The sequence below is a fragment of the Thermobacillus sp. ZCTH02-B1 genome (genome assembly GCF_002159085.1).
GTDB lineage: Bacteria > Bacillota > Bacilli > Paenibacillales > Paenibacillaceae > Thermobacillus.
The window spans coordinates 193,265-214,777 of the sequence record NZ_LZRU01000023.1 but is presented as its reverse complement, the minus strand read 5'-3'; the positions used below and the strand labels follow the sequence as shown (position 1 = coordinate 214,777).

The 21,513-nt window shown below is 62.3% G+C and carries 33 protein-coding genes and 1 rRNA gene; 2 read left to right on the top strand and 32 right to left on the bottom strand.

The window, feature by feature from the left end:
• The 3 genes from A9Z00_RS11040 to A9Z00_RS11030 form a co-directional block, all read right to left on the bottom strand.
• Positions 1-399, bottom strand: a 16S ribosomal RNA gene (locus A9Z00_RS11040); the annotation flags it as partial.
• A gap of 548 nt (positions 400-947) precedes the next feature.
• The gene (locus A9Z00_RS11035) at positions 948-1,169 is read right to left on the bottom strand and encodes a hypothetical protein (protein WP_296977131.1); all 222 of its coding nucleotides are present in this window, start codon (positions 1,167-1,169) and stop codon (positions 948-950) included.
• Positions 1,170-1,357: 188 nt separating this feature from the next.
• On the bottom strand, positions 1,358-1,969 hold the full coding sequence (locus tag A9Z00_RS11030) for a stage II sporulation protein M (protein ID WP_296977128.1): 612 nt from the start codon (positions 1,967-1,969) through the stop codon (positions 1,358-1,360).
• A 126-nt stretch (positions 1,970-2,095) separates the two neighbouring features.
• On the opposite strand from A9Z00_RS11030, the gene pdaB reads away from it, so the two are divergent.
• Positions 2,096-2,896 (top strand): polysaccharide deacetylase family sporulation protein PdaB, encoded by an 801-nt coding sequence (gene pdaB, locus A9Z00_RS11025; protein WP_296977125.1) that lies wholly within the window; start codon positions 2,096-2,098, stop codon positions 2,894-2,896.
• Positions 2,897-2,902: 6 nt separating this feature from the next.
• Here pdaB and A9Z00_RS11020 read toward each other — a convergent pair whose 3' ends face one another.
• Entirely contained in the window at positions 2,903-3,532 is a 630-nt protein-coding gene (locus A9Z00_RS11020; protein WP_296977122.1) for a KinB-signaling pathway activation protein, read from the bottom strand.
• A gap of 127 nt (positions 3,533-3,659) precedes the next feature.
• On the opposite strand from A9Z00_RS11020, the gene gerD reads away from it, so the two are divergent.
• Complete coding sequence (gerD, locus tag A9Z00_RS11015; RefSeq protein ID WP_296977120.1) at positions 3,660-4,376, top strand: spore germination lipoprotein GerD; 717 nt, start codon at positions 3,660-3,662, stop codon at positions 4,374-4,376.
• Between the two features lie 183 nt (positions 4,377-4,559).
• On the opposite strand, the gene A9Z00_RS11010 is transcribed toward gerD, so the two are convergent.
• The 28 genes from A9Z00_RS11010 to rpsQ all read right to left on the bottom strand — a co-directional run bounded on the left by A9Z00_RS11010 (position 4,560) and on the right by rpsQ (position 21,486).
• The gene (locus A9Z00_RS11010; RefSeq protein WP_296977117.1) at positions 4,560-5,657 is read right to left on the bottom strand and encodes an Mrp/NBP35 family ATP-binding protein; all 1,098 of its coding nucleotides are present in this window, start codon (positions 5,655-5,657) and stop codon (positions 4,560-4,562) included.
• A gap of 93 nt (positions 5,658-5,750) precedes the next feature.
• On the bottom strand, positions 5,751-6,524 hold the full coding sequence (gene cwlD / locus A9Z00_RS11005) for an N-acetylmuramoyl-L-alanine amidase CwlD (RefSeq protein ID WP_483316295.1): 774 nt from the start codon (positions 6,522-6,524) through the stop codon (positions 5,751-5,753).
• Positions 6,525-6,651: 127 nt separating this feature from the next.
• Entirely contained in the window at positions 6,652-7,821 is a 1,170-nt protein-coding gene (sat, locus tag A9Z00_RS11000) for a sulfate adenylyltransferase (RefSeq protein WP_296977156.1), read from the bottom strand.
• Positions 7,822-7,986: 165 nt separating this feature from the next.
• Positions 7,987-8,682 (bottom strand): phosphoadenylyl-sulfate reductase, encoded by a 696-nt coding sequence (locus A9Z00_RS10995; protein ID WP_296977111.1) that lies wholly within the window; start codon positions 8,680-8,682, stop codon positions 7,987-7,989.
• A gap of 164 nt (positions 8,683-8,846) precedes the next feature.
• A complete protein-coding gene (rpsI, locus tag A9Z00_RS10990) occupies positions 8,847-9,239 on the bottom strand; it encodes a 30S ribosomal protein S9 (RefSeq protein WP_296977110.1) in 393 nt (130 codons plus the stop codon).
• A 22-nt stretch (positions 9,240-9,261) separates the two neighbouring features.
• Positions 9,262-9,699 (bottom strand): 50S ribosomal protein L13, encoded by a 438-nt coding sequence (gene rplM / locus A9Z00_RS10985; protein WP_296977108.1) that lies wholly within the window; start codon positions 9,697-9,699, stop codon positions 9,262-9,264.
• 310 nt (positions 9,700-10,009) lie between these two features.
• Positions 10,010-10,792, bottom strand: coding sequence for a tRNA pseudouridine(38-40) synthase TruA (truA, locus tag A9Z00_RS10980; RefSeq protein ID WP_296977154.1), 783 nt, complete (start codon positions 10,790-10,792; stop codon positions 10,010-10,012).
• A 341-nt stretch (positions 10,793-11,133) separates the two neighbouring features.
• Positions 11,134-11,499, bottom strand: coding sequence for a 50S ribosomal protein L17 (gene rplQ / locus A9Z00_RS10975; RefSeq protein WP_296977106.1), 366 nt, complete (start codon positions 11,497-11,499; stop codon positions 11,134-11,136).
• Positions 11,500-11,545: 46 nt separating this feature from the next.
• Positions 11,546-12,490, bottom strand: coding sequence for a DNA-directed RNA polymerase subunit alpha (locus A9Z00_RS10970; protein WP_296977104.1), 945 nt, complete (start codon positions 12,488-12,490; stop codon positions 11,546-11,548).
• Positions 12,491-12,646: 156 nt separating this feature from the next.
• Positions 12,647-13,051, bottom strand: a complete 405-nt coding sequence (gene rpsK, locus A9Z00_RS10965) for a 30S ribosomal protein S11 (RefSeq protein ID WP_296977101.1) — start codon at positions 13,049-13,051, stop codon at positions 12,647-12,649.
• Between the two features lie 18 nt (positions 13,052-13,069).
• Entirely contained in the window at positions 13,070-13,435 is a 366-nt protein-coding gene (rpsM, locus tag A9Z00_RS10960) for a 30S ribosomal protein S13 (protein ID WP_296977098.1), read from the bottom strand.
• Positions 13,436-13,456: 21 nt separating this feature from the next.
• Positions 13,457-13,570 carry a 50S ribosomal protein L36 gene (rpmJ, locus tag A9Z00_RS10955; protein ID WP_015253313.1) on the bottom strand — a complete coding sequence of 38 codons (114 nt, stop codon included), beginning with the start codon at positions 13,568-13,570 and terminating at the stop codon, positions 13,457-13,459.
• A 45-nt stretch (positions 13,571-13,615) separates the two neighbouring features.
• Entirely contained in the window at positions 13,616-13,831 is a 216-nt protein-coding gene (gene infA, locus A9Z00_RS10950; protein WP_296977086.1) for a translation initiation factor IF-1, read from the bottom strand.
• A 2-nt stretch (positions 13,832-13,833) separates the two neighbouring features.
• The gene (locus A9Z00_RS10945) at positions 13,834-14,115 is read right to left on the bottom strand and encodes a KOW domain-containing RNA-binding protein (RefSeq protein ID WP_296977084.1); all 282 of its coding nucleotides are present in this window, start codon (positions 14,113-14,115) and stop codon (positions 13,834-13,836) included.
• 29 nt (positions 14,116-14,144) lie between these two features.
• Complete coding sequence (gene map / locus A9Z00_RS10940; RefSeq protein WP_296977082.1) at positions 14,145-14,897, bottom strand: type I methionyl aminopeptidase; 753 nt, start codon at positions 14,895-14,897, stop codon at positions 14,145-14,147.
• Entirely contained in the window at positions 14,894-15,547 is a 654-nt protein-coding gene (locus tag A9Z00_RS10935) for an adenylate kinase (RefSeq protein WP_296977079.1), read from the bottom strand. Before A9Z00_RS10935 ends, map begins: the two co-directional genes overlap by 4 nt.
• A 77-nt stretch (positions 15,548-15,624) precedes the next feature.
• Positions 15,625-16,920, bottom strand: a complete 1,296-nt coding sequence (gene secY / locus A9Z00_RS10930; protein WP_296977076.1) for a preprotein translocase subunit SecY — start codon at positions 16,918-16,920, stop codon at positions 15,625-15,627.
• Positions 16,920-17,360, bottom strand: coding sequence for a 50S ribosomal protein L15 (gene rplO, locus A9Z00_RS10925; protein ID WP_296977073.1), 441 nt, complete (start codon positions 17,358-17,360; stop codon positions 16,920-16,922). The genes secY and rplO overlap by 1 nt, the downstream gene beginning before the upstream one ends.
• A 56-nt stretch (positions 17,361-17,416) precedes the next feature.
• The gene (rpmD, locus tag A9Z00_RS10920; protein ID WP_296977069.1) at positions 17,417-17,602 is read right to left on the bottom strand and encodes a 50S ribosomal protein L30; all 186 of its coding nucleotides are present in this window, start codon (positions 17,600-17,602) and stop codon (positions 17,417-17,419) included.
• Positions 17,603-17,615: 13 nt separating this feature from the next.
• Positions 17,616-18,113, bottom strand: coding sequence for a 30S ribosomal protein S5 (gene rpsE / locus A9Z00_RS10915; protein WP_296977066.1), 498 nt, complete (start codon positions 18,111-18,113; stop codon positions 17,616-17,618).
• 28 nt (positions 18,114-18,141) lie between these two features.
• Positions 18,142-18,510 carry a 50S ribosomal protein L18 gene (gene rplR, locus A9Z00_RS10910; protein ID WP_296977063.1) on the bottom strand — a complete coding sequence of 123 codons (369 nt, stop codon included), beginning with the start codon at positions 18,508-18,510 and terminating at the stop codon, positions 18,142-18,144.
• Between the two features lie 88 nt (positions 18,511-18,598).
• Positions 18,599-19,141 (bottom strand): 50S ribosomal protein L6, encoded by a 543-nt coding sequence (gene rplF, locus A9Z00_RS10905; RefSeq protein WP_296977061.1) that lies wholly within the window; start codon positions 19,139-19,141, stop codon positions 18,599-18,601.
• Between the two features lie 28 nt (positions 19,142-19,169).
• A complete protein-coding gene (rpsH, locus tag A9Z00_RS10900; RefSeq protein WP_296977058.1) occupies positions 19,170-19,568 on the bottom strand; it encodes a 30S ribosomal protein S8 in 399 nt (132 codons plus the stop codon).
• A 33-nt stretch (positions 19,569-19,601) separates the two neighbouring features.
• Positions 19,602-19,787, bottom strand: coding sequence for a type Z 30S ribosomal protein S14 (locus tag A9Z00_RS10895; protein ID WP_296977054.1), 186 nt, complete (start codon positions 19,785-19,787; stop codon positions 19,602-19,604).
• 24 nt (positions 19,788-19,811) lie between these two features.
• Positions 19,812-20,354, bottom strand: a complete 543-nt coding sequence (gene rplE / locus A9Z00_RS10890; RefSeq protein WP_296977051.1) for a 50S ribosomal protein L5 — start codon at positions 20,352-20,354, stop codon at positions 19,812-19,814.
• Between the two features lie 31 nt (positions 20,355-20,385).
• Positions 20,386-20,739: a 50S ribosomal protein L24 gene (rplX, locus tag A9Z00_RS10885; RefSeq protein ID WP_296977048.1), complete on the bottom strand. Its 354-nt coding sequence runs from the start codon at positions 20,737-20,739 to the stop codon at positions 20,386-20,388.
• A 77-nt stretch (positions 20,740-20,816) separates the two neighbouring features.
• Positions 20,817-21,185: a 50S ribosomal protein L14 gene (gene rplN, locus A9Z00_RS10880; RefSeq protein WP_296977046.1), complete on the bottom strand. Its 369-nt coding sequence runs from the start codon at positions 21,183-21,185 to the stop codon at positions 20,817-20,819.
• A gap of 37 nt (positions 21,186-21,222) precedes the next feature.
• Positions 21,223-21,486 (bottom strand): 30S ribosomal protein S17, encoded by a 264-nt coding sequence (gene rpsQ / locus A9Z00_RS10875; RefSeq protein ID WP_296977043.1) that lies wholly within the window; start codon positions 21,484-21,486, stop codon positions 21,223-21,225.
• Positions 21,487-21,513 lie beyond the last annotated feature (27 nt).

Below are 21,513 nucleotides of genomic sequence, written 5' to 3'. Positions count from 1 at the left end.
CCATTGCGGAAGATTCCCTACTGCTGCCTCCCGTAGGAGTCTGGGCCGTGTCTCAGTCCCAGTGTGGCCGGTCACCCTCTCAGGTCGGCTACGCATCGTCGCCTTGGTGGGCCGTTACCCCGCCAACTAGCTAATGCGCCGCAGGCCCATCCGGAAGTGGCAGGTTGCCCCGCCTTTCCCGATCCCCTCATGCGAGAAGACCGCCTATCCGGTATTAGCATCCGTTTCCGGATGTTATCCCGGTCTTCCGGGCAGGTTGCCCACGTGTTACTCACCCGTCCGCCGCTAAGTCCCCGCGTCTTCCACCCGAAGGCTTCCGTCACGGGAACTCCGCTCGACTTGCATGTATTAGGCACGCCGCCAGCGTTCGTCCTGAGCCAGGATCAAACTCTCCATAGAAGCTTGCGCGCTCCGGTTTCGTCACCCTCAGGGTCTTACCCTCAGGTCGACGGGCAACTCAAGCTCGTGTTCAGTTTTCAAAGAGCAATCTTCCTCAACCCGCCACCCTTTCAGGCAGCGACTTTTTTATTATACCACAGTTCGACGGGGTTTTGCAACATGTTTTTTGTTTCCCCATGTTCCGTTGCCGTATTCCGCGAACTGCCGCCGGGTCGTTCGCCGCCATCCGCTGGCCGCTTAACCCGACCGGATAGTTAATTTACCACAGCCCCCGCGCGCCAGTCAAGAGGCTTTGTTTGCCGGATTTGCCGGACGATCGCGAGCCTGGAGATCGGCCGGGAAGCCTCGCGCCGACATCGACGGCACGGCCGCGGGGAGCACGAACATGCAGCCCCGCCCGGCCAAGAAACTTTTTTATTTAATGAAAAGAACTCCCTCCCGGGAGCCCGTTCCGCCGTTCGCCCCGGACCGGTTCCGGTATGCGCCCGGTCCGGACTCCCGGCCGTCTTGCGGGCGCGCATGTCCATGCCGGCACAGGCCGCGGACGCTCACGAATCCTTGCGGATGTTCAGGACATATCGGGACAATTCCTTCGGAGACGCGAACCGGGCGTACATGCGGAAGATGACGCGGTACCGCTGCACGATGGACTCCCGGACCTCGGGATCCAGGCGCGTGTCCTGCAGATCGAGCAGCATCTCGTCCAGCTCCTTGCGGAGCATGTAATCCAGTTCCTTGCATTCCTTGTCCGTCAGCAGCATGCCGAGCATGAACGTCCTCCTCCTGCAGAACGGCCGCCCTTCGGGCGCATGACCGGCCCCGGGCGGCGCCGTGTAAGCGGCGCCGATGCGCCGCTTGTAACTGTTATGCGCAGACTCGCATCAAAATATTACCGTTGCCGGAACGGATTTTCAGCCGGATGCCGCCGACGGACGTTCCTTCCGAGACCAATCGGAGACTACAGCGTGATGAGCCAGACCGTCAACGTGCTCTCGATGACGGCCGCCACCATCAGCGCAAGGACGATGACGAGCAGCGCCGGCACCGATCGGATGACGAACGCCTCGAATTCGTCGGCCAGTCCGCGCCGCCCCCTGAAGATCGAAGCGATCGATCGGAACACGAGGGAACCGAACTTCAGGCCGAAGGCTCCCGCTAGCAGCACGGCCGGAATCTCGATGATGCCGTGCGGCAGCACGCCCTTCAGGAAGAGGAGCGCGGCGTTCTCACCCTGCTCGCCGATGAATTGGTAGAGATAGCCGAGGATCATGCCGTTCACGACGAGGAAGAACACCGGGAAAATGCCGAGCAGCGCCCCCATGTAAATGACGAGCGCGGACTTGATCACATTGTTGAGAAAGATGATCAGGAAGAAGGCGAGTCCGGGATTCTCCGCCGACTGCGCCAGATCGCCGAATTCCGCAAGCGCGGCCAGCTGCCCGTGCAGGAACCGGTGCAGCGACTCGTTCGTGCCTCCGACGATGACGCCCGCGAAAAACAGCATGGCCGACATGATGAGATACGGCTTCATGCGGGCGAGGTAATCCAGATTCGCTCGCAGATTGAACATGGGTCCTCCCCTCCGCCCGTCCGTCGCATGCGGACGAATAACTTCGTCGGACGGGCATAGATTGTACCAACAGAGGCCAAGCCTGCTTTGTCCGGCTTGCAATCCGACCGCGGGAGGAGATGGAACGTGTTCTATGTGGTGAACGGACGCAAGCTCAAGCGATATCTGCTGGCCGCCGTGGGCCTGCTGCTGGCCGCCGGTGTCATTTACAACGAGAAGGAGCATATCACCGTCTTTGCGCCGCAGATGCCCGCCGCGGTCTACAGCGTGCCGACGGACGAGAAGATCGTCGCCCTCACGTTCGACATCAGCTGGGGGGACAAGCGCGCCGGCCCGATCATCGATATCCTGAAGGAGAAGGGCGTCAAGGAAGCGACCTTTTTCCTGTCCTCTCCCTGGGCGCAGTCCCATCCCGAGATCGTGAAGAAGATCATGGACGCCGGATACGAGATCGGCAGCCACGGACACAAGCACGACTTTTATACGAAAATGAGCGACGACGAGATCCGCAGCCAGATCCGGACCGCCGAATCGATCCTCGCCTCGCTCACCGGCAAACGGCCGACGCTGATCCGCCTCCCGAACGGCGATTTTGACAAGCGGGTGCTGCGGATCGCCAACGAGCTCGGCTACACGGTGATCCAGTGGGACACCGACTCGCTCGACTGGATGAACATCGGCACGGACAAAATCATCCGCCGCGTCGTCTCGCGCGCCCACCCCGGCGACATCATCCTGATGCACGCCAGCGATTCCAGCAAACAGACGCACGAAGCGCTGCCGGTCATCATCGACCAGCTCCGCGAGAAGGGATACGAATTCGTCTCCGTCTCCCGGCTGCTCTCCCGGGCCGAGGTGCAGGGAAAACCGGTGCGCGACCGGTCCGGCGCCGCCTCGTCCGAACTCCGTCTCCCGATGGAAATGTAGCGCGCGTCAGGAGGCCGGATTCGCGCTGTGCGCGGATCCGGTCCCTTCCGGCTTCACGAGCCGGTGCAGCATCAGGATCTGGTACGCGTTGCAGGCAAAGAGCGGAAGCAGCATGAAGATGACGGACGACGCCCCGCCGTTTTCGGCGTTCAGGCCCGGCCAGGCCTCGAGCACCGTGCCGGCGACCATCAGAAACAACGTCGGGATGAGCGCCGACCGGTTCGTCATCCTCACCTTGACGACGCCGACCGCCCAGGCGCCAGCCGCCAGGAGCAGCGGCAGCAGCCAGAACAGGACATTCCCGAGATCCGCCCGCCGCTCATACAGCAGGTAGCCGAACAGGAGGATCATGAACGCCGTCGTGTAGGCTTGCAGCGTATTCCACAGATAGGCCTTCCGGAAAATGCCGAGCGCGATGTAGTTGAGCGTGAGATACGCGAAGAACCCCATCTGACTGAACACACCGATGAGCAAGCCGCTCAGCAGCATCATCCAGGCGTTGAATCCGGATGCCCCGATCCCGAGAAAACCGAAGTCGGGATCCGTCCACTGCATGACCAGCCCCGCCGCCACGGCGACCGCACCTCCGACCGCCATGCAGCTCCAGAACAGGAAAAACCATTTTCTCAGTGTCATGCGCGAAAGCCTCCTCTGCTTCCATTCATTTTACCATGTCCGGAGCGAAATCGACAGGATAATGCCGCAGACGGCGTCACACAATATTCCCACAGAGACTGTACCCATGCGAAGGGAGTCGTGGCCTATGCGTACGCGGCTGCTGATGTCGGCCCTCGCGCTGTCCTGTCTGACGGCGGCCGTGGTCGGCTGCGGAGCGGAGCCTTCCGGCGGCGGTGGCCAGACCATTGAATACCGTGACATGAAACAGATGGTCCTTGACATCCTGAAAACGGAAGACGCCCAGAAGGCGCTGCAGGAACAGTCGCGCATCAGCGGCATCGGCGGGTTCCAGGCGCTCTCGGCGACCGACCGTGAAACGATCAAGCTGGCGATCAAGGAAGTGCTGCTGTCCGAGGATGCGAAGCCCCTGCTCGAGGAAATCATGACGGACGTCCGTTTCGCCGGCGAGTTCGCGAAGGCCGTCAACAAGGAGAACAAAAAGATCCACAAGGAACTGCTCAAGGATCCGTCCTATCAGCAGGACCTGGTCTCCGTGTTCAAGGGACCGGAGATGGAGCAGGTCATCCTCGAAGCCCTGAACAGCGCGAACTATCGCAAGCGGATCGTGACGATCATGCAGGAATCGTTCCAGAGCCCGATGATCAAGCTGCAGATCTACGAATTGCTTCGTCAGGCCGTGCGGGAAGAACTCAACCCCAACAACCATCGAAAAAAGCAGGACCAGGAGAAACAGGAACAGGAATATGAACAAGACGGCGAACAGGGCGGCGAGGAAAGCGGAATGGATGAGAGCGAATCGGAAGAAACGACGGAAAACGAAGGCGACTCGGAGGGCAGCTGACGAAGGCGCCCTCCGCTTTCTTTTGCCTGCGCGGTCTGCGGGATGATGCGTCCGGTTCCCTCACGGGCATACCGGATGCTTGTCCGGCCGCTTGTTTTTCCTTGCGGACATACGGAATGCGCATCGGGCTCCCGCTGCGGAACGCCGATCGGCAGACCGGCTTCGTCCGGCCGCGCCGCTCGTTCATTTGCCGCACTTCGCGATGATCGCGCGGGCGGCTTCCTCGTAGAGCCGGCCGGTCTCCGTGTCCGCCTTGTACACGGACGGCGAGAAATCCGGCTCGGACGGATGGTTGTCCGGCGCCCCGAGCGGAATCTGCGCGAGCAGGTCCGTATGCAGCGTCTCGGCCAGCCGGGCGCCTCCGCCCCGGCCGAACACGTACTGCCGGCCGCCGCACGACGGACAGACATAGTACGACATGTTCTCGATGACGCCGAGAATCTCGTGCCGGGTCTTGACGGCCATCGCGCCGGCGCGCGCCGCGACGAACGCGGCGGTGGCGTGCGGCGTCGTCACGAGGATCTCCTTGCTCTGCGGGATCATCTGGTGGACGTCGAGCGCGATGTCGCCGGTTCCCGGCGGCAGGTCGAGCAGCATGTAGTCGAGCTCGCCCCATTCGACGTCGGCGAAGAAGTTGCGCAGCATCCGGCCGAGCATCGGCCCGCGCCAGATGACCGGGCTGTTGTCCTCGACGAAGAAGCCCATCGACATGACCTTGACGCCGAACCGCTCGACCGGCAAAACGCGTTCATGCTCGATGACCGGCCGCTCCTCGATACCCATCATGTCCGGCACGCTGAAGCCGTAGATGTCGGCGTCGATGATGCCGACGCGCTTGCCGAGCCGCGCGAGGGCGACCGCCAGATTGACGGTCACCGTCGACTTGCCGACGCCGCCTTTGCCACTCGCGACGGCAATGAAGACCACGCCGCTGTCCGGACGGAGCAGCGGATGATGCTCCAAACCGGTGCCGTGGCCCCGCACCTGGCCCGCTCCGGCGGACGGCTGCGCGGCGCCGGGCGTCCCGCTCTGTCCGCCGCCTGCGCCTCCGCCGCTTTCGGCCGCGAACCGCACGTGCACGGACTCCGCGCCGATCGCGGCAAGCGCCTCGCGCAGCGCCGCTTCGAGCGAAGCGTCCTTCCCGCCGTCCGGCGTGAGGACCGTCAGCCACACCCGGCGATCCTTCACGACCACATCGCGGACCGCGACGCCCTTTCCTTCGCCGTCTCCCGGCCGCTTCACCCGACCGGCCGCTTCGATCACCTGTTCACGTGTCAACATGGAAGCCGTACCCCCGCAACCCGTACGAAAATCCGCATCGCACGGGATTTTGATCCAAACCGCACACCATTATACCACATCGCGCCCGGTGCTTCAGAATCCCGCTCCCGTCCGCCGTCCGATCCGCTCTCCGGAGACATAGCGCAGGATGCCCTGATAGATGCAGGCCGCCGCCGCCCGCTGATATTCGGGATCCGCGAGCCGGCCGGCCTCCTGCGGATTCGAGAGGAAGCCGACCTCGACGAGCACGCTCGGAATGTCTTCGATCGCCTTCAGCAGGAACACGTCGTTCACCTTGCCGGCAACCCGGTTCGTGTTCCCGAGATTGCGCCGGATCTCATCCTGGATCAGGGCGGCAAGCTCGGCGTTGTCGGGATGATTCGGATAATAGAACGTCTGCGCGCCCGACCATCGCGGCGACGGGATGCTGTTCATGTGGATGCTGACGACGAGGTCCGGCTTCTCCCGGCGGATCAGCTCGACCCGCCGCAGCAGATCCTCCGTCTTGCGCCGGCTGAACCCGCGCGTCCCCGCGTCGGCCAGATCCCGGTCGTCCTCGCGCGTCATGATGACGAGCGCTCCCGCCTCCTGCAGATAGTCGCGCAGGTACAGCGCGATCGCCAGGTTGAGATCCTTCTCCACCGCGCCCTGCCTGCTGACCGCGCCGCCGTCCACGCCGCCGTGGCCCGCGTCGACGACGATCGTCTTGCCCGAGAGCGGCAGCGTCCAATACGTCCACGTGTATGATGCGGGGATGTCCCGCAGGAGCAGGAGGAGGACGAGCAGCGCGCAGGCCGCGCCGGCCGCGAGGCGCAGCGCGCTCCGCCGGGTGATCCAGATGACGATCCGTCTTCTCGAGCGCCGCATCATAAAGAAAACCACCCCAGTCCCTGAGCAGCGCATGTCCGGCCGGACCCGCCGCGGGGACGGACCCGGCGTCCATACACTATATGGGACGGGGCGGTCTTTTATGAACAAGCCATGCCAAGTGGAGTCAGGACTGCGCCGCCTGCACGGCCATGCCCTCGATCAGAATGCGCGCGACTTCCGGACGCGAAAATTCCGGCGGCGGGCAGATGCCGTTCCGCAGCATCTCGCGCACCTTCGTGCCGGACAGCGCCACGTGATCCTCCCTGCCGTGCGGGCAGGTCTTCGGCGACGCCATGCCGGCGCACTTCCTGCAATAGAAGCTGTGTTCAAAATAGAGCGGCGTGATGCCCAGCTCCTCGGGCTTGAACGTCCTCAGCAGCTCCTGCGCCTCGTACGTGCCGTAGTAATCGCCCACGCCGGCATGGTCGCGGCCGACGATGAAGTGGGTGCAGCCGTAATTCTTGCGCACGATCGCGTGGAAGACCGCTTCCCGCGGGCCGGCGTAGCGCATCGCGGCCGGGAAGACGCCGAGGAAAACGCGGTCCTTCGGATAATAATGCTCGAGCAGCGCGAGATAGCTCTTCATCCGCACCTCGGCCGGCACGTCGTCCGACTTCGTCTCGCCGACAAGCGGGTTGAGGAACAGCGCGTCGACGATCTCCATCGCGCATTTCTGGATATACTCGTGCGCGCGGTGTACCGGGTTGCGCGTCTGGAAGCCGACGACCGTCTTCCAGCCCCGCTCGGCGAAGATGCGCCGCGTCTCCGCCGGGTCGAAATAGTACTCCGCGAACCTCTCCGGCTTCGGCCGGTTCAGCACCTTGACCGGGCCGCCGACGTAAGTATTCGGCCGTTCGAACAGCTTCGCGACGCCCGGATGGGCCGTGTCGTCGGTCTTGAACACTTTCACGGCCTCACGCCGCTGATCGACGGTGTAGATGCTCTCGATATCAATGATGCCGTAGATCACGCCGTCTTCGCCCTTGAGCGCCGCGCGGACGCCCTTGCCGAGCTTCGCGGCGAGCCCGGGCTCCACCGCCAGCGTGATCGGAAGGCTCCAGACCAGGCCGTTCGAGAGGCGCATGTTCTCCACGACGCTCTCATAATCTTCCTGCGTCATGAAACCCGTGAGCGGCGAGAACGCGCCCACGCCGATCAGATCGAGATCGGAGATCGTCCAGGCGTTCACCGGTATGACCGGAAGCTTCTCCGCTTCGGCAAGCAGCGCTTCGCGCTCGCCTGCGTCCGCGATGCGGTTGATCAATGTGCCGCCATGTGGTTCGATGCTCACAATCGGTTCCTCCCTGCCTGCTTGTTGCCGGAGCGCTCCGGCCGTCCGGCTGCCGCTCCGGAGTGCGCTGTCGTCCCGCCCGGCCGGGCGATTGCCGGCTCTTGCACGCATCGGCTTTCGCACGTCTGCGGCGGAATCCTTGCGGCCTCATGGAATGCACCGGCCTCCTCATTGCATGTGCAGCCCGCATTCGATCTTGCCCGTGCCGGACCAGCGGCCTGCGCGCAGATCTTCGCCCGGCTTGACCGGACGCGTGCAGTGCTCGCAGCCGATGCTCGGATAGTTCCGGTCGTGCAGCGGATTGTAAATGACGTCGTTCGCACGGATGTAGTGCCAGACGTCGTCCCATGTCCAGCTCGCGAGCGGGTTGAACTTCACGAGGCCGAATTTCGCATCGTATTCGATCTTCTTCGCATTCGCGCGGGTCGGCGCCTGTTCGCGGCGGATGCCGGTGATCCAGGCGTCGTATTTCGCAAGGAATTTCGCAAGCGGCTCCACCTTGCGCAGGTTGCAGCACCGATTCGGGTCCGACTTCCACAGCGCTTCCCCGTATTGCGCCGCCTGCTCCTCCGGCGTGAGATCCGGCTTCACCTGAATGAACTTCTTGCCGTATTTCTGCTCCAGGCGGTCGCGCGTCTCATAGGTTTCCTTGAAGTGGAAATCCGTGTCCAGATAGAACACGTCGGTCTCCGGGCGGATCTTCTGCAACATATCGAGGATGACGACATCTTCCGCTCCGAAGCTGCACGCGAACGCGATGTTCGGGAACGTCTCGACGGCGAACTTCAGCACCGCCTCCGGCGATTCGCTCTCCAGGCTCACCGCCTTCTCGGCGATCAGCGCTTCCTTCTCCAGCAGATTCATGCGTCCGTTCTCCCCTCCACTCAGCATTCCTAGCTGTTTTCTATGTTTTCTAGTATACGACGCCGGGCCCAAAACCACAACACTTGCGTCGAACCCTTTTGCCGGCGGCAAAAAAACAAAGCCTCTCCGGGATGCCGGAAAGGCTTGCCTCGATCGGCGGACGGTCAGCGCTTCGAGAATTGCGGAGCGCGGCGTGCCGCCTTGAGTCCGTATTTCTTCCGTTCTTTCATTCTCGGGTCGCGCGTCAGGAAGCCTGCGCGCTTCAGCACCGGACGGAATTCCGGATCGACCTTCAGCAGCGCGCGGGCGATGCCGTGGCGGATGGCGCCGGCTTGTCCGGAGAATCCGCCGCCGTTCGCGATGACGATGACATCGTATTTGTTCAGCGTATCGGTCAGCACCAGCGGCTGCTTGACGATGAGCTTCAGCGTCTCGAGGCCAAAGTAATCATCGATGTCGCGCTTGTTGATGATGATGCGGCCTTCACCCGGGACGAGGCGGACCCGCGCTGTCGACGTCTTGCGGCGGCCGGTTCCGTAATATTGCACTTGAGCCATGAACCATGTCCTCCCTTAAGGATTAACCCTTCAGTTCGTAGACTTGCGGATTCTGCGCCTGATGCGGATGATCCGGGCCCGCATACACCTTCAGCTTCAGCTTGAGCCGCTCGCCCAGCCGGTTCTTCGGCAGCATGCCGTGAACGGCCAGTTCAACCATGCGGACCGGATTGTTCTTCAGCATGTCGCCCGCCGTCGTCACTTTCAGTCCGCCGGGATAACCCGAATGGCGATAATACTTCTTCTTCTGCAGCTTTTTGCCGGTCAGCTGCACCTTGTCCGCATTCACGATGATGACGAAGTCGCCCGTATCCACGTGCGGCGTGAATTGCGGCTTGTGCTTGCCGCGGAGCAGCGCGGCCGCTTGGCTCGCCAGACGGCCGAGCGTCTGGCCCGCCGCGTCGATGACGTACCATTTGCGTTCGACTTCGTTCGGCTTGGCCATGTACGTAGTACGCATTTCGTTGTCCTCCTCCGATTGCTTCGCGCCCCCGCGGGCGCCCGTTGCCGTCTATCCAATCAGGTCGCGTTGCAGTCGCGCTTTCGTCGGATCCCGTGCTTCGTGTCGGTTCGTGTCAACGCCGCGGGGCGTACCGATCAAGGGCGATCGGTCTTCGGGAACGCTCCCGCGGACACGGTGCGTGCGATTCTTGTACATTGCCTTGTCAAGAACATGCGAAAACAAACGTACTTTCCTGGCCGGGGCCGTGGGAAAGCCACCAAGAAAGCACAAGTTATATTCTACTACAGGATGTCTTGATCTGCAAGGCCTATCGTGCATCGGCGGGATCGACGGCCAGAATCGACTCGTAGGCCGGCGGATATTCGACCCGCCACAGCGCAAGGCCCTTCGCCGGCGCCTTCGGACCGGCCATATTCCGGTCTTTCGTCTCCAGAATGGCCGGGATATGGCCGGGCGCCTTCTTGCCTTCCCCGATTTCGATCAGCGTGCCCGCGATGATCCGCACCATGTTGTAGAGAAAGCCGCTGCCCGTCAGATAGAGATGCAGATCGTTTCCTTCCCGCTCCAGTCGGGCCTCGTAGATCGTGCGCACGTTCGACTTGCGGGGCGCGCCCGCCGAGCTGAACGCCGTAAAGTCGTGCTCGCCGATGAGGAATTTCAGCGCGTCCCGCATCGCGTCCTCGTCGAGCGGCCGGTAATGATGATAGCGGTAGCGCGCGGTGAAGATATCCGGATATTTCCCGTTCGTGATCGAATATCGGTATGTTTTCCGGATGGCCGAATAGCGGGCGTGGAACTCTTCCGGCATCTCGTGCGCGCTGCGCACGATGATGTCGTCCGGCAGGCGGCCGTTCAGCGCGAGCGCCCACTTCGCGATCGGAATCGGCGACGTCGTCCGGAAGCTCACGACCTGGCCGAGCGCATGGACGCCCGCGTCCGTCCGCCCGGACCCTTCGACCCGCTCGTCGCCCCCGGTCAGGCTGCGGATCGCCCGCTCCAGCTCGTCCTGGATCGTGCCGCCGCCCGGCTGCGTCTGGAATCCCCGGTACGCCGTGCCGTCGTAGCTGACGATCAGCGCAATGTTCCGCACCTGCAAGACCATTCCTCCCCGCTTTCCCGCGTGTTCCCGGCGCTCCGCCGACGCGGCCCGCCACGATTGCCGCCGGCAGCCCGCAGGCCGGCGTCGGCAGAGCCGTCCCGGCTGCGCGCGCAAGCGGAGGCGATGAACCCGCAGACACCGGTGCGCACCAATGTCAATCCGTCCGTCTTCCGTCACCGGCCCGGCCCCGATTGCGCGCCGTCCGCCCCGGTTACCGGCCGCGCGCCGGCGCCGGACGGGCCTCATCCGCCGCATGCAACGCAGCCGTCACCGGCCCGCGGACGCGAAAAGAAAAAAAGGCGGCGCGCCACCGCCACCCTTTCTCTTCCGCCTCAAACCCTGTCGACCAGTTCGAGGTAGACCATCGGCGCCGAATCCCCGCGGCGGGGACCCAGCTTCAGGATCCGCGTATATCCGCCCGCACGTTCAGCGTAACGGGTGGCAAGCTCGGAGAACAGCTTCTGAAGGGCATCCTGCTCGCCGTTCACCGTCTCGCGCCGCACAAACGCCGCGGCCTGGCGACGGGCGTGCAGATCGCCTCTTTTTGCTTTCGTGATGAGCTTCTCCACGATCGAACGGACTTCCTTCGCCTTTGCTTCCGTCGTCTGGATGCGCTCGTACAGGATCAGATCGGTCACGAGATCGCGGAAAAGCGCCTTCCGCGCGCTCGAGTCGCGCCCGAGTTTCTGGTAACCCATCGTGCTATCCCTCCTTTTGGTGCGTATGCTGCCGCTGCCGGTGCCGTCAATCTTCCTGCCGCAGGCTGAGTCCGAGTTCCGCGAGCTTTTCCTGCACTTCCTCGAGCGACTTGCGGCCGAGGTTGCGGACCTTCATCATGTCCTCCTCGGTCTTCATGATCAGTTCCTGAACCGTGTTGATGCCGGCGCGCTTCAGGCAGTTGTAGGAACGGACGGACAGGTCGAGCTCCTCGATCGTCATCTCGAGGACCTTCTCCTTCTTGTCCTCTTCCTTCTCGACCATGATCTCCGCGTCCTTCGCCTCATCGGTCAGGCTGACGAACAGCTCGAGGTGCGAGTTCAGGATTTTCGCGCCGAGGCTGACCGCCTCCTCCGGACGAATGCTGCCGTCGGTCCACACTTCGAGCGTGAGCTTGTCGTAGTTCGTCACCTGGCCGACGCGCGTATTCTCCACCGTGTAGTTGACACGGGTAATCGGCGAGTAGAGCGAGTCCACCGGCAGAACGCCGATCGGCTGATCCTCTTTCTTGTTGCGGTCAGCAGGAACATAGCCGCGGCCGCGATTGGCGAAAATGCGCATGTGAAGCCGTGCGCCGGAAGCGAGCGTCGCTATGTGAAGATCAGGGTTGAGTATCTCGACATCGCTGTCCGCGCGAATGTCGCCGGCCGTAACCGTGCCTTCGCCTTCCGCGTCGATCTCCAGCACTTTCTCCTCGTCCGAATGGATCTTGAGCGACAGTTTCTTCAGGTTCAGGATGATCTCGGTGACGTCTTCGTACACACCCGGGATCGTCGAGAACTCGTGAAGCACGCCGTCGATTTGGACCGACGTAACCGCCGCTCCGGGCAGAGATGAGAGCAGAATGCGGCGAAGCGAATTGCCGAGCGTCGTGCCGTAGCCGCGTTCCAGCGGCTCCACCACGAACCGCCCGTAGGTGCCGTCCTCGCTTATCTCTGCGATTTCGATTTTCGGCTTTTCGATCTCAATCACGGTTTAACCCTCCTTCAACGTCGCTCCGTGCCGTACCTCACGATCGGCCGGACGGCCGATCGGCACCGCTCGCGGCTCAAAACCATGTAGTATGCCAATCCGTTACAACCATTATTCACCAGTTGCAATCCGTTGATACCACAGGCGATGAGCGCGCTATACGCGGCGACGTTTCGGCGGGCGGCAGCCGTTGTGCGGAACCGGCGTGACGTCCTTGATCAGGCTGACTTCGAGCCCGGCGGCCTGCAGGGAACGGATCGCCGCTTCACGGCCCGCGCCCGGTCCCTTGACCAGGACTTCAACGGTCTTCATGCCGTGCTCCATCGCAGCCTTCGCCGCAGCTTCGGCCGCCATTTGGGCCGCATACGGCGTGCTCTTCCGGGAACCCTTGAAGCCCAGGCTGCCCGCGCTCGCCCAGGTGATGGCGTTGCCGTGCGGGTCCGTGATCGTGACGATCGTATTGTTGAACGTCGAACGGATGTGCGCGATGCCGGCTTCGATGTTCTTCCGGTCACGGCGCTTCGTGCGCGTCGTCTTCTTCGTTGCGGTTGCTCTGGCCATTTCACGTATCCCCCCTCATTACTTCTTCTTGTTCGCTACCGTGCGGCGCGGTCCCTTGCGCGTCCGCGCGTTCGTCCGCGTCCGTTGCCCCCGGACCGGAAGCCCCTTGCGGTGACGAATGCCCCGATAGCAGCCGATGTCGATGAGCCGCTTGATGTTCAGCGCGACTTCGCGGCGGAGATCGCCTTCCACTTTCAGCCTTTCGACCTTCTCGCGCAGACGGTTCACTTCGTCTTCCGTCAGATCGCGCACGCGGGTATTTTCATCGATCCCGGTCTCGGCCAGAATCTTCTTCGCCGTCGACTTGCCGACGCCGTAGATGTACGTCAGGCCGATCACCACGCGCTTGTCACGCGGCAGGTCTACACCAGCGATGCGTGCCATCGTTCGTCTGTCCCTCCTTTATCAGCCCTGTTTTTGCTTGTGGCGCGGATTCTCGCAGATGACCATCACGTTGCCCTTGCGGCGAATGACCTTGCATTTCTCGCAAATCGGCTTGACCGAAGGTCTGACTTTCATGGTTCGTTATCCCTCCCGATTGCGCCGGCCGGGCGGGCCGACGGCCTATTTCCGGTACGTGATCCGACCCCGGGTCAGATCATAGGGCGACAGCTGGATGACGACCCTGTCACCCGTCAGGATGCGGATGAAATGCATTCTGAGTTTGCCGGACACATGAGCGAGCACCTGATGCCCGTTCTCCAGTTCCACCCGGAACATGGCGTTGGGCAGCGGTTCAATGACCGTACCTTCGACTTCGATGACGTCTTCCTTCGCCACAGTCATTCTCCTTTCCGTTCAAGATACTTCTGAATGGCATAACGGAGCTTCGCGTTTGTCACCCGGCCCGTCTCCCGGATGCTGTCCGCGACTTCGCTGCTGACAGCGGGCTGGAACTCCAGGTGCAGCACATTCTTTTTCTTCGGACGGTCGAACTTGCGGTCCTTCCCGTCGGCGATGAGCACGAACCGCTCGTCGATGATGCCGACGATCACCGCGAAGCCGCCCCGATCCTTGCCGCGAAGGATGCGGACCAGCCGGCCGATCTCGGGTTCCGGTCTCATGCCGCCATCATCCTCCTCGCGCCGCGCCGCTAATCGCGGATCATGGTCAGGATCTCGCAGCCGTCCTCGGTCACCGCGACCGTATGCTCGAAATGCGCGCACCACGTTCCGTCCACGGTGACGACGGTCCAGTTGTCCTCCAGCGTGCGGACGTACCGCTCACCGAGGATGACCATCGGTTCGATCGCCAGCGTCATGCCGGCCTTGAGCCGCGGACCGCGGTCGGGGATGCCGTAGTTCGGGATCTGCGGTTCCTCGTGCAGCTTCGCGCCGATGCCGTGGCCGACATATTCGCGCACGACGGACATGCCCGCCTCCTCGACAACCCGCTGAATCGCGTGCGATACGGTATAGAGCCGAACGCCGGCCTTGACATGCTTCAGGCCTTCCATCAGCGACCGCTCGGTCACCTCGAGCAGCCGCCGGTGTTCCTCGGAGATCTCGCCGACGGGATACGTCCAGGCGGAATCCCCGTGGTAACCCCGGTACTGCGCGCCGATGTCGATGCTGATGATGTCGCCTTCCTTCAGCACGCGAGGCCCCGGAATGCCGTGCACCAACTCGTCGTTGACAGAAGTACAGATACTGGCAGGAAATTGATTGTAGCCCTTGAAGGAAGGTACGGCTCCCCGGCTGCGGATGTACGCTTCGGCCAGCCGGTCAAGCTCGGCGGTCGTCACGCCGGGCCTGATCGCCTGCTTGAGCAGGCGGTGCGTTTCCGCCACGATGCGTCCGGCTTCCCTCATGAGTTCAAGTTCGGCTGCAGACTTGCAGACGATCATTCCGCTTGCCCCTTCAGAATCGAAGTGATCTGCGCGGTGACCTCGTCAATCTCCAGTTCGCCGTTGACCTCCCGCAGCAGCCCCTGATCCCGATAATACCGGAGAAGCGGCTCCGTCTTCGAGAGATATTCGTCCAGCCGCGTGCCGACCTTCTCTTCCGTGTCGTCGGAACGCTGATACAGTTCGCCGCCGCATTTGTCGCATGTGCCTTCCTGCTTCGGCGGGTTGAACAAGATATGGTATGTCGCGCCGCACGAGCGGCAGATCCGCCGGCCGGTGAGCCGTTTCAGGAGCAGCCCGCGGTCGACGACCAGGCTGATGACGTGATCGATGCGTCGCCCGGACTCCTTCAGCATGCCGTCCAGCGCTTCCGCCTGGGCCGGCGTGCGCGGATAGCCGTCGAGCAGGAAACCGTTCCTGCAGTCATCCTGCTGCAGCCGTTCGCGGACAATGCCGTTCGTCACGTCGTCCGGGACGAGCAGGCCCTGGTCGACATATTCCTTCGCCTTCAGGCCCAGCGGCGTGCCTTCCTTCATCGCGAGCCGGAAGGCGTCGCCGGTCGAGATGTGCGGGATGCCGAACTTCGCGACGATCCGCTCGGCCTGAGTGCCTTTGCCCGCGCCGGGAGGCCCCATTAACAGGATGTTCATTTGCCGTTCCTCACTTCAAGCAGAATAGGCCCGGACTCCGCATGCGCATGCGGATTCCGGCTGCGCGACCCGTGCCTTCACTTGTTGATGAAGCCTTTGTAGTGGCGCTTCACGAGTTGGCTCTCGATCTGCTTCATCGTGTCGAGCGCGACGCCGACGACGATGAGGAGCGACGTGCCGCCGAGCTGCACCGTGCGGGGCAGGCCGGCCACGGCGCCGAAGAACACCGGCAGGATCGAGACGAACGCCAGGAAGATCGCGCCGAAGAGCGTGATCCGCGTGATGACACGGGTGATATAGGTCGACGTCGGTTTGCCGGGACGAATTCCCGGAATGTAGCCGCCGTTTTTCCTCATCTGATCCGCCATCTGGACCGGATTGATCTGCACAAACGTGTAGAAGAACGTAAACCCGATGATCAGGATCACGTACAGGACCATGCCGAGCGGCCGGTCATAATACAGGTGGTTGATGATCCAGTCCGCCCACGGCCTGCCGACCCAGAACGAGGCGATCGTAACCGGGAACATCAGCAGCGAGATCGCGAAGATGACCGGGATGACGCCGGCGCTGTTGACTTTGAGCGGGATGTGCGTCGATTGCCCGCCGTACATCCTGCGGCCGACGATCCGCTTCGCGTATTGGACCGGAATCTTCCGGACGCCCTGCTGCACGAAGATGACCCCGACGACGAGCGCCACGACGACCAGCCCGATGAGGAGCACCTTCACGATGCTCAGGAACAGCTGGTCCGTGTTGTCCACGAACTCGGAGGCGTAGATCGCACGGATCCCGCCCGGGATGCCCGCGATGATCCCCGCGAAGATGAGGATCGAGATCCCGTTGCCGATCCCCTTGTCCGTGATCTGCTCGCCGAGCCACATCAGGAAGGCCGTACCGGCCGTCATGACGATCGCGATCACGAGATAGGTCGTGAAGCTCGGGTCGATCACCATCCGGTACTGATTGTTGAACCCGATCGACGTCGCGAACGCCTGGATCAGGCCGAGGATGACCGTACCGTACCGCGTGAACTGCGCCAGTTTGCGCCTGCCGTTCTCGCCTTCCTTCGCCCATTCCGCGAATTTCGGGATCACATCCATGCTGAGCAGCTGCACGATGATTGACGCCGTGATGTACGGCATGACCCCGAGCGCGAAGATCGAGAACTGGAAGAGCGCACCGCCGGAGAACGTGTTCAGAAGCCCGAAAATGTCGCTGCCGGCCTCGTTCGCCGCTTTCAGTGCCTCGCGGTCGATGTTCGGCACCGGAATGAACGATCCGATCCTGTAAATGATCAAGATCCCGAGCGTGAACAGGATCTTTTTGCGCAGATCCTCCACTTTCCAGATGTTGGAGACGGTCCTGAACATCAGATCACCTCGGTTTTACCGCCGGCAGCCTGGATTTTCTCAACCGCAGATTGGGAGAACTTGTGCGCCTTCACGGTAAGGCCGACCTTGATTTCGCCGTCGCCGAGGATCTTGATGCCGTCCCGCGGATTCTTCACGATGCCACGTTCGATGAGCAGCTCGGGAGTAACCTCGGTTCCGGCCTCGAAGCGGTTCAGTTCCTCCACATTGACGATCGCGTATTCCTTGCGGAACCGGTTGGTGAAACCGCGCTTCGGCAGACGGCGGTACAGCGGGTTCTGGCCGCCCTCGAAGCCCGGACGGACACCGCCGCCGGAACGGGCGTTTTGACCTTTGTGACCGCGGCCTGCCGTCTTGCCGTTGCCGCTGGCGATCCCGCGCCCCACCCGCTTCGGCGCCTTGCGGGAACCTTCCGCCGGCTTGAGCTCATGCAGTTTCATCGTTCGTTGCACCTCCTTGCAAAATGTGCAGCTGCAATCGGCTTCTTCACCGTATGTTAACCTTGCACTTCTTCGACCTTGACCATGTGCTTGACGACGTCGATCATCCCGCGGATGGCCGGGTTGTCATCCTTGACGACCGTCTGGTGCAGCTTGCGCAGGCCGAGCGCGGCCACGGTCGCGCGCTGCTTCTCGTTGCGGCCGATCAGGCTGCGGACGAGGGTGATTTGCAGTTTCGCCATCGGTTACCCCTCCTTAACCCAGAAGCTCTTCGACGGTTTTGCCGCGGAGGCGCGCCACATCTTCCGCGCGCTTCAGGCGGGACAGCCCTTCGAGCGTCGCGCGCACCATGTTGATGGAGTTCGAGGAACCGAGCGATTTCGTCAGGATGTCGCCGATGCCCGCCAGCTCGAGCACCGCGCGGACCGGACCGCCGGCGATGACGCCCGTACCCTGGGAAGCCGGCTTCAGCAGCACCTTGCCCGCGCCGAAATGGCCAATGACTTCGTGCGGGATCGTCGTGCCGACGATCGGAACGTGGATCAGGTGCTTCTTCGCGTCTTCGATGCCCTTGCGGATCGCATCCGGCACTTCGGCCGCCTTGCCGATCCCGGCGCCGACCCAGCCCTTGCCGTCGCCGACGACGACAAGCGCGCTGAAGCTGAAGCGGCGGCCGCCCTTGACGACCTTCGCGACGCGGTTGATGGACACGACCTTCTCGGTCAATTCCAGCGTATTCGGATCTACACGCAAGTCTTATACCTCCTCATCGAGAGATGGATCAGAATTCGAGCCCGCCTTCGCGCGCCGCGTCCGCCAGCGCCTTCACGCGACCGTGGTACAGATAGCCGCCGCGGTCGAACACGACCTTGTCGATCCCTTTCGCCTTCGCGCGCTTCGCGATCAGCTCGCCGACCTGACGCGCGGCCTCGACGTTGCCTCCGTTCGCGATCTTGCCCCGAAGTTCCTTGTCGAGCGTCGATGCGGACGCCAGGGTGATCCCTTTCTCGTCGTCAATGAGCTGCGCGTAGATATGCTTCGCGGAACGGAAAACCGACAGACGCGGACGTTCCGCCGTACCGCTGATCTTCTTGCGAATCCTCAAATGCCTCTTCAGACGGGCCTTGTTCTTGTCGATCTTCGTGATCATAGTGCCTGGTTTCACTCCTTCCCGGGCTTATGCGGCTTCCCGCCGCGGACGCATGCCCGATGTGCCGTCCTTTATGCGCTCAGGCCGATCACTTCTTCTTGCCGGCCTTGCCTTCCTTGCGGAGAATCCGTTCTCCCTCGTACATGATGCCCTTGCCCTTGTACGGTTCCGGCTCGCGCACGGCGCGGATCTTCGCGGCCGTCTGGCCGACGAGTTCCTTGTCGATGCCCTTCACGATGATCTTCGTCTGCGACGGGACCTCGAACTCGATGCCTTGGTCCGGCACGATTTCCACCGGATGCGAATAGCCGACGTTCAGCACGATCTTGTTGCCCGACTTGGTCACGCGGTAGCCGACGCCGACCAGCTCCAGGCTCTTGCTGAAACCTTCGGTCACGCCGCTCACCATGTTGGCGATGACGCTGCGCGTCGTGCCGTGCAGGGCGCGATGCAGCTTCTCGTCGGAAGGACGCTCGACCTTCACGGCGTTGCCGTCGACGACGACCTTCATGTCTTTGTGCAATTCGCGCGTCAGCGTGCCCTTCGGGCCTTTCACGGTCACGACGTTGCCGTCCACCGAGACGCTCACGCCGTCCGGTATCTGAATCGGTTTGCGGCCGATACGGGACATGTTGACACCTCCAGTCGTTGTAGCGGTCTTACCACACGTAGCAGATGACTTCTCCGCCCGTGTTGAGCTGGCGGGCCTGCTTGTCGGTCATGAGGCCCTTGGACGTCGAAATGATCGCGATGCCCAGACCGCCGAGCACGCGCGGAATTTCGCTTGCCTTCGTGTAGACGCGCAGTCCCGGCTTGCTGATGCGCTTCAGCCCGGTGATGACGCGCTCGTTGTTCGGACCGTACTTCAGGAAGATCCGCAGGATCCCCTGCTTGTTGTCCTCGATGTATTCGCAATCGCGGATGAAGCCTTCGTTCTTCAAGATCTCGGCGATTTGCCGCTTGATCTTGGACGCCGGCACTTCCACGACCTCGTGACGAACGGTGTTCGCATTGCGGATACGCGTCAGCATATCTGCAATCGGATCGGACATAACCATTGGTTCGAGAACCTCCTTCCCGTGCCGGGTGTATTACCAGCTCGCCTTTCTCACGCCCGGAATCTGGCCTTTGTACGCCAATTCGCGGAAGCAGATCCGGCAGATTTTGAATTTCCGTAAAACAGCATGCGGGCGGCCGCAACGTTCGCAGCGCGTGTAGGCCCGCACTTTGAACTTCGGCTTGCGCTTCGACTTGACGATCATCGACGTCTTCGCCATGGGTTCGCACCTCCCGCCTTCGGATTACTTCGCGAACGGCATGCCCAGTTGGGTCAGCAGCTCACGAGCTTCTTCGTCCGTCCTGGCCGTCGTGACGATGACGACGTCCATGCCGCGCACCTTGTCGATCTTGTCGTAATCGATTTCCGGGAAGATCAGCTGCTCTCTCAGGCCGAGCGTGTAGTTGCCGCGCCCGTCGAACGCCTTCGGCGAGACGCCGCGGAAGTCCCGAACCCGCGGAAGCGCGATGTTGAACAGCTTGTCGAGAAAATAGTACATCCGGTCGCCGCGCAGCGTCACCTTCACGCCGATCGGCATGCCGGCGCGCACCTTGAAGCCCGCGATCGATTTCTTCGCGCGCGTGACAACCGGCTTCTGGCCCGCGATCCTCGTCAGGTCGTCCACCGCCGCGTCGAGCACCTTCGGATTGCCGACCGCTTCGCCGACGCCCATGTTGATGACGACCTTCTCGATCTTCGGCACCTGCATGACCGATGTATAGTTGAACTTCTGCATCAAAGCAGGCGTGACTTCGTTCAGGAATTTCTCCTTGAGCCGTACTGCCATTCCTCAGGCGTACCTCCTTTCGCCTTGCGCATCAGTCGATGACTTCTCCGGAACGCTTCGCGTACCGGACCTTCTTGCCGTTCTCCAGAATCTTGTAGCCGATCCGCGTCGGCTTGCCGGTCTTCGGGTCGATATGCATCACGTTCGAAACGTGAATCGGCGCTTCCTGCTCGATGATGCCGCCCTGCGGGTTCTTCGGCGAGGGACGCGTATGCTTCTTGACGATGTTCACGCCCTCGACCAGCACCCGGTTCTCGCGCGGGAAGGCGGCGATGACGCGGCCCTTCTTGCCCTTGTCCTTGCCCGTGATGACGATGACCATGTCATCCTTCTTCACGTGCAGCTTGTTGTTGTGCGATGCGAGCACCTTTTTCTGCCTGGGCATTCGTTACACCTCACTTTGACTGCGGAGTTGACGTTATCCGACGGCGGCCCCGTGCCGCCCGTTCATGGTTGGTCCGGTCAGATGACTTCCGGCGCCAGCGAGATGATCTTCATGAAATCCTTGTCCCGAAGCTCGCGGGCGACCGGTCCGAAGATCCGCGTGCCGCGCGGGCTCTTGTCTTCCCGCACGATGACGGCGGCGTTCTCGTCGAACGCGATGTAGGAGCCGTCCTTGCGGCGCAGCGGGCGCTTCGTCCGTACGATGACGGCCTTCACGACATCGCCTTTCTTGACAACGCCCCCGGGTGTTGCGGATTTGACGGAACACACGATCATATCGCCAATCCGGCCCGTGCGGCGACCCGTACCGCCCAGGACGCGGATGCACATCAGTTCCTTCGCGCCGGTGTTGTCAGCTACGACCAGTCGCGTGAACGGTTGGATCATGCCAGTGTCCTCCTTTCAGGGCAAAAAAGCCGAAACCTCACAGCACGACGGCCCGCTCGACGATCTCGACCAGACGGAACCGCTTCTCCTTCGACAGCGGCCGCGTCTCCATGATCTTCACGATGTCGCCGACCTTCGCCTCGTTGTGCTCGTCGTGCACCTTGTACTTCTTCGTGTATTTGATCCGCTTGTGGTACAGCTTGTGCTTCTTGTACGTCTCGACCGCAACGACGATCGTCTTGTCCATCTTGTCGCTGACGACGCGTCCGATCTCCACCCTGCGGCGGTTGCGTTCGCTCATGGTCTTCCTCCTTCCTCGTCACAGAGG

What these genes read in the sequence shown, in the direction of transcription:
- A9Z00_RS11035 (WP_296977131.1), bottom strand. Translation starts at nt 1,169, where the DNA reads ATGCTCGGCATGCTGCTGACGGACAAGGAATGCAAGGAACTGGATTAC.
- A9Z00_RS11030 (WP_296977128.1), bottom strand. Translation starts at nt 1,969, where the DNA reads ATGTTCAATCTGCGAGCGAATCTGGATTACCTCGCCCGCATGAAGCCG.
- A9Z00_RS11020 (WP_296977122.1), bottom strand. Translation starts at nt 3,532, where the DNA reads ATGACACTGAGAAAATGGTTTTTCCTGTTCTGGAGCTGCATGGCGGTC.
- gerD (WP_296977120.1), top strand. Translation starts at nt 3,660, where the DNA reads ATGCGTACGCGGCTGCTGATGTCGGCCCTCGCGCTGTCCTGTCTGACG.
- A9Z00_RS11010 (WP_296977117.1), bottom strand. Translation starts at nt 5,657, where the DNA reads ATGTTGACACGTGAACAGGTGATCGAAGCGGCCGGTCGGGTGAAGCGG.
- cwlD (WP_483316295.1), bottom strand. Translation starts at nt 6,524, where the DNA reads ATGCGGCGCTCGAGAAGACGGATCGTCATCTGGATCACCCGGCGGAGC.
- A9Z00_RS10995 (WP_296977111.1), bottom strand. Translation starts at nt 8,682, where the DNA reads ATGAATCTGCTGGAGAAGGAAGCGCTGATCGCCGAGAAGGCGGTGAGC.
- rpsI (WP_296977110.1), bottom strand. Translation starts at nt 9,239, where the DNA reads ATGGCTCAAGTGCAATATTACGGAACCGGCCGCCGCAAGACGTCGACA.
- rplM (WP_296977108.1), bottom strand. Translation starts at nt 9,699, where the DNA reads ATGCGTACTACGTACATGGCCAAGCCGAACGAAGTCGAACGCAAATGG.
- rplQ (WP_296977106.1), bottom strand. Translation starts at nt 11,499, where the DNA reads ATGGGTTACCAGAAACTCGGGCGCGACTCGAGCGCGCGGAAGGCGCTT.
- rpsK (WP_296977101.1), bottom strand. Translation starts at nt 13,051, where the DNA reads ATGGCCAGAGCAACCGCAACGAAGAAGACGACGCGCACGAAGCGCCGT.
- rpsM (WP_296977098.1), bottom strand. Translation starts at nt 13,435, where the DNA reads ATGGCACGCATCGCTGGTGTAGACCTGCCGCGTGACAAGCGCGTGGTG.
- rpmJ (WP_015253313.1), bottom strand. Translation starts at nt 13,570, where the DNA reads ATGAAAGTCAGACCTTCGGTCAAGCCGATTTGCGAGAAATGCAAGGTC.
- A9Z00_RS10945 (WP_296977084.1), bottom strand. Translation starts at nt 14,115, where the DNA reads ATGAGACCGGAACCCGAGATCGGCCGGCTGGTCCGCATCCTTCGCGGC.
- map (WP_296977082.1), bottom strand. Translation starts at nt 14,897, where the DNA reads ATGATCGTCTGCAAGTCTGCAGCCGAACTTGAACTCATGAGGGAAGCC.
- A9Z00_RS10935 (WP_296977079.1), bottom strand. Translation starts at nt 15,547, where the DNA reads ATGAACATCCTGTTAATGGGGCCTCCCGGCGCGGGCAAAGGCACTCAG.
- secY (WP_296977076.1), bottom strand. Translation starts at nt 16,920, where the DNA reads ATGTTCAGGACCGTCTCCAACATCTGGAAAGTGGAGGATCTGCGCAAA.
- rplO (WP_296977073.1), bottom strand. Translation starts at nt 17,360, where the DNA reads ATGAAACTGCATGAGCTCAAGCCGGCGGAAGGTTCCCGCAAGGCGCCG.
- rpmD (WP_296977069.1), bottom strand. Translation starts at nt 17,602, where the DNA reads ATGGCGAAACTGCAAATCACCCTCGTCCGCAGCCTGATCGGCCGCAAC.
- rplR (WP_296977063.1), bottom strand. Translation starts at nt 18,510, where the DNA reads ATGATCACGAAGATCGACAAGAACAAGGCCCGTCTGAAGAGGCATTTG.
- rplF (WP_296977061.1), bottom strand. Translation starts at nt 19,141, where the DNA reads ATGTCCCGTATCGGCCGCAAACCGATTCAGATACCGGACGGCGTGAGC.
- rpsH (WP_296977058.1), bottom strand. Translation starts at nt 19,568, where the DNA reads ATGGTTATGTCCGATCCGATTGCAGATATGCTGACGCGTATCCGCAAT.
- A9Z00_RS10895 (WP_296977054.1), bottom strand. Translation starts at nt 19,787, where the DNA reads ATGGCGAAGACGTCGATGATCGTCAAGTCGAAGCGCAAGCCGAAGTTC.
- rplE (WP_296977051.1), bottom strand. Translation starts at nt 20,354, where the DNA reads ATGGCAGTACGGCTCAAGGAGAAATTCCTGAACGAAGTCACGCCTGCT.
- rplX (WP_296977048.1), bottom strand. Translation starts at nt 20,739, where the DNA reads ATGCCCAGGCAGAAAAAGGTGCTCGCATCGCACAACAACAAGCTGCAC.
- rplN (WP_296977046.1), bottom strand. Translation starts at nt 21,185, where the DNA reads ATGATCCAACCGTTCACGCGACTGGTCGTAGCTGACAACACCGGCGCG.
- rpsQ (WP_296977043.1), bottom strand. Translation starts at nt 21,486, where the DNA reads ATGAGCGAACGCAACCGCCGCAGGGTGGAGATCGGACGCGTCGTCAGC.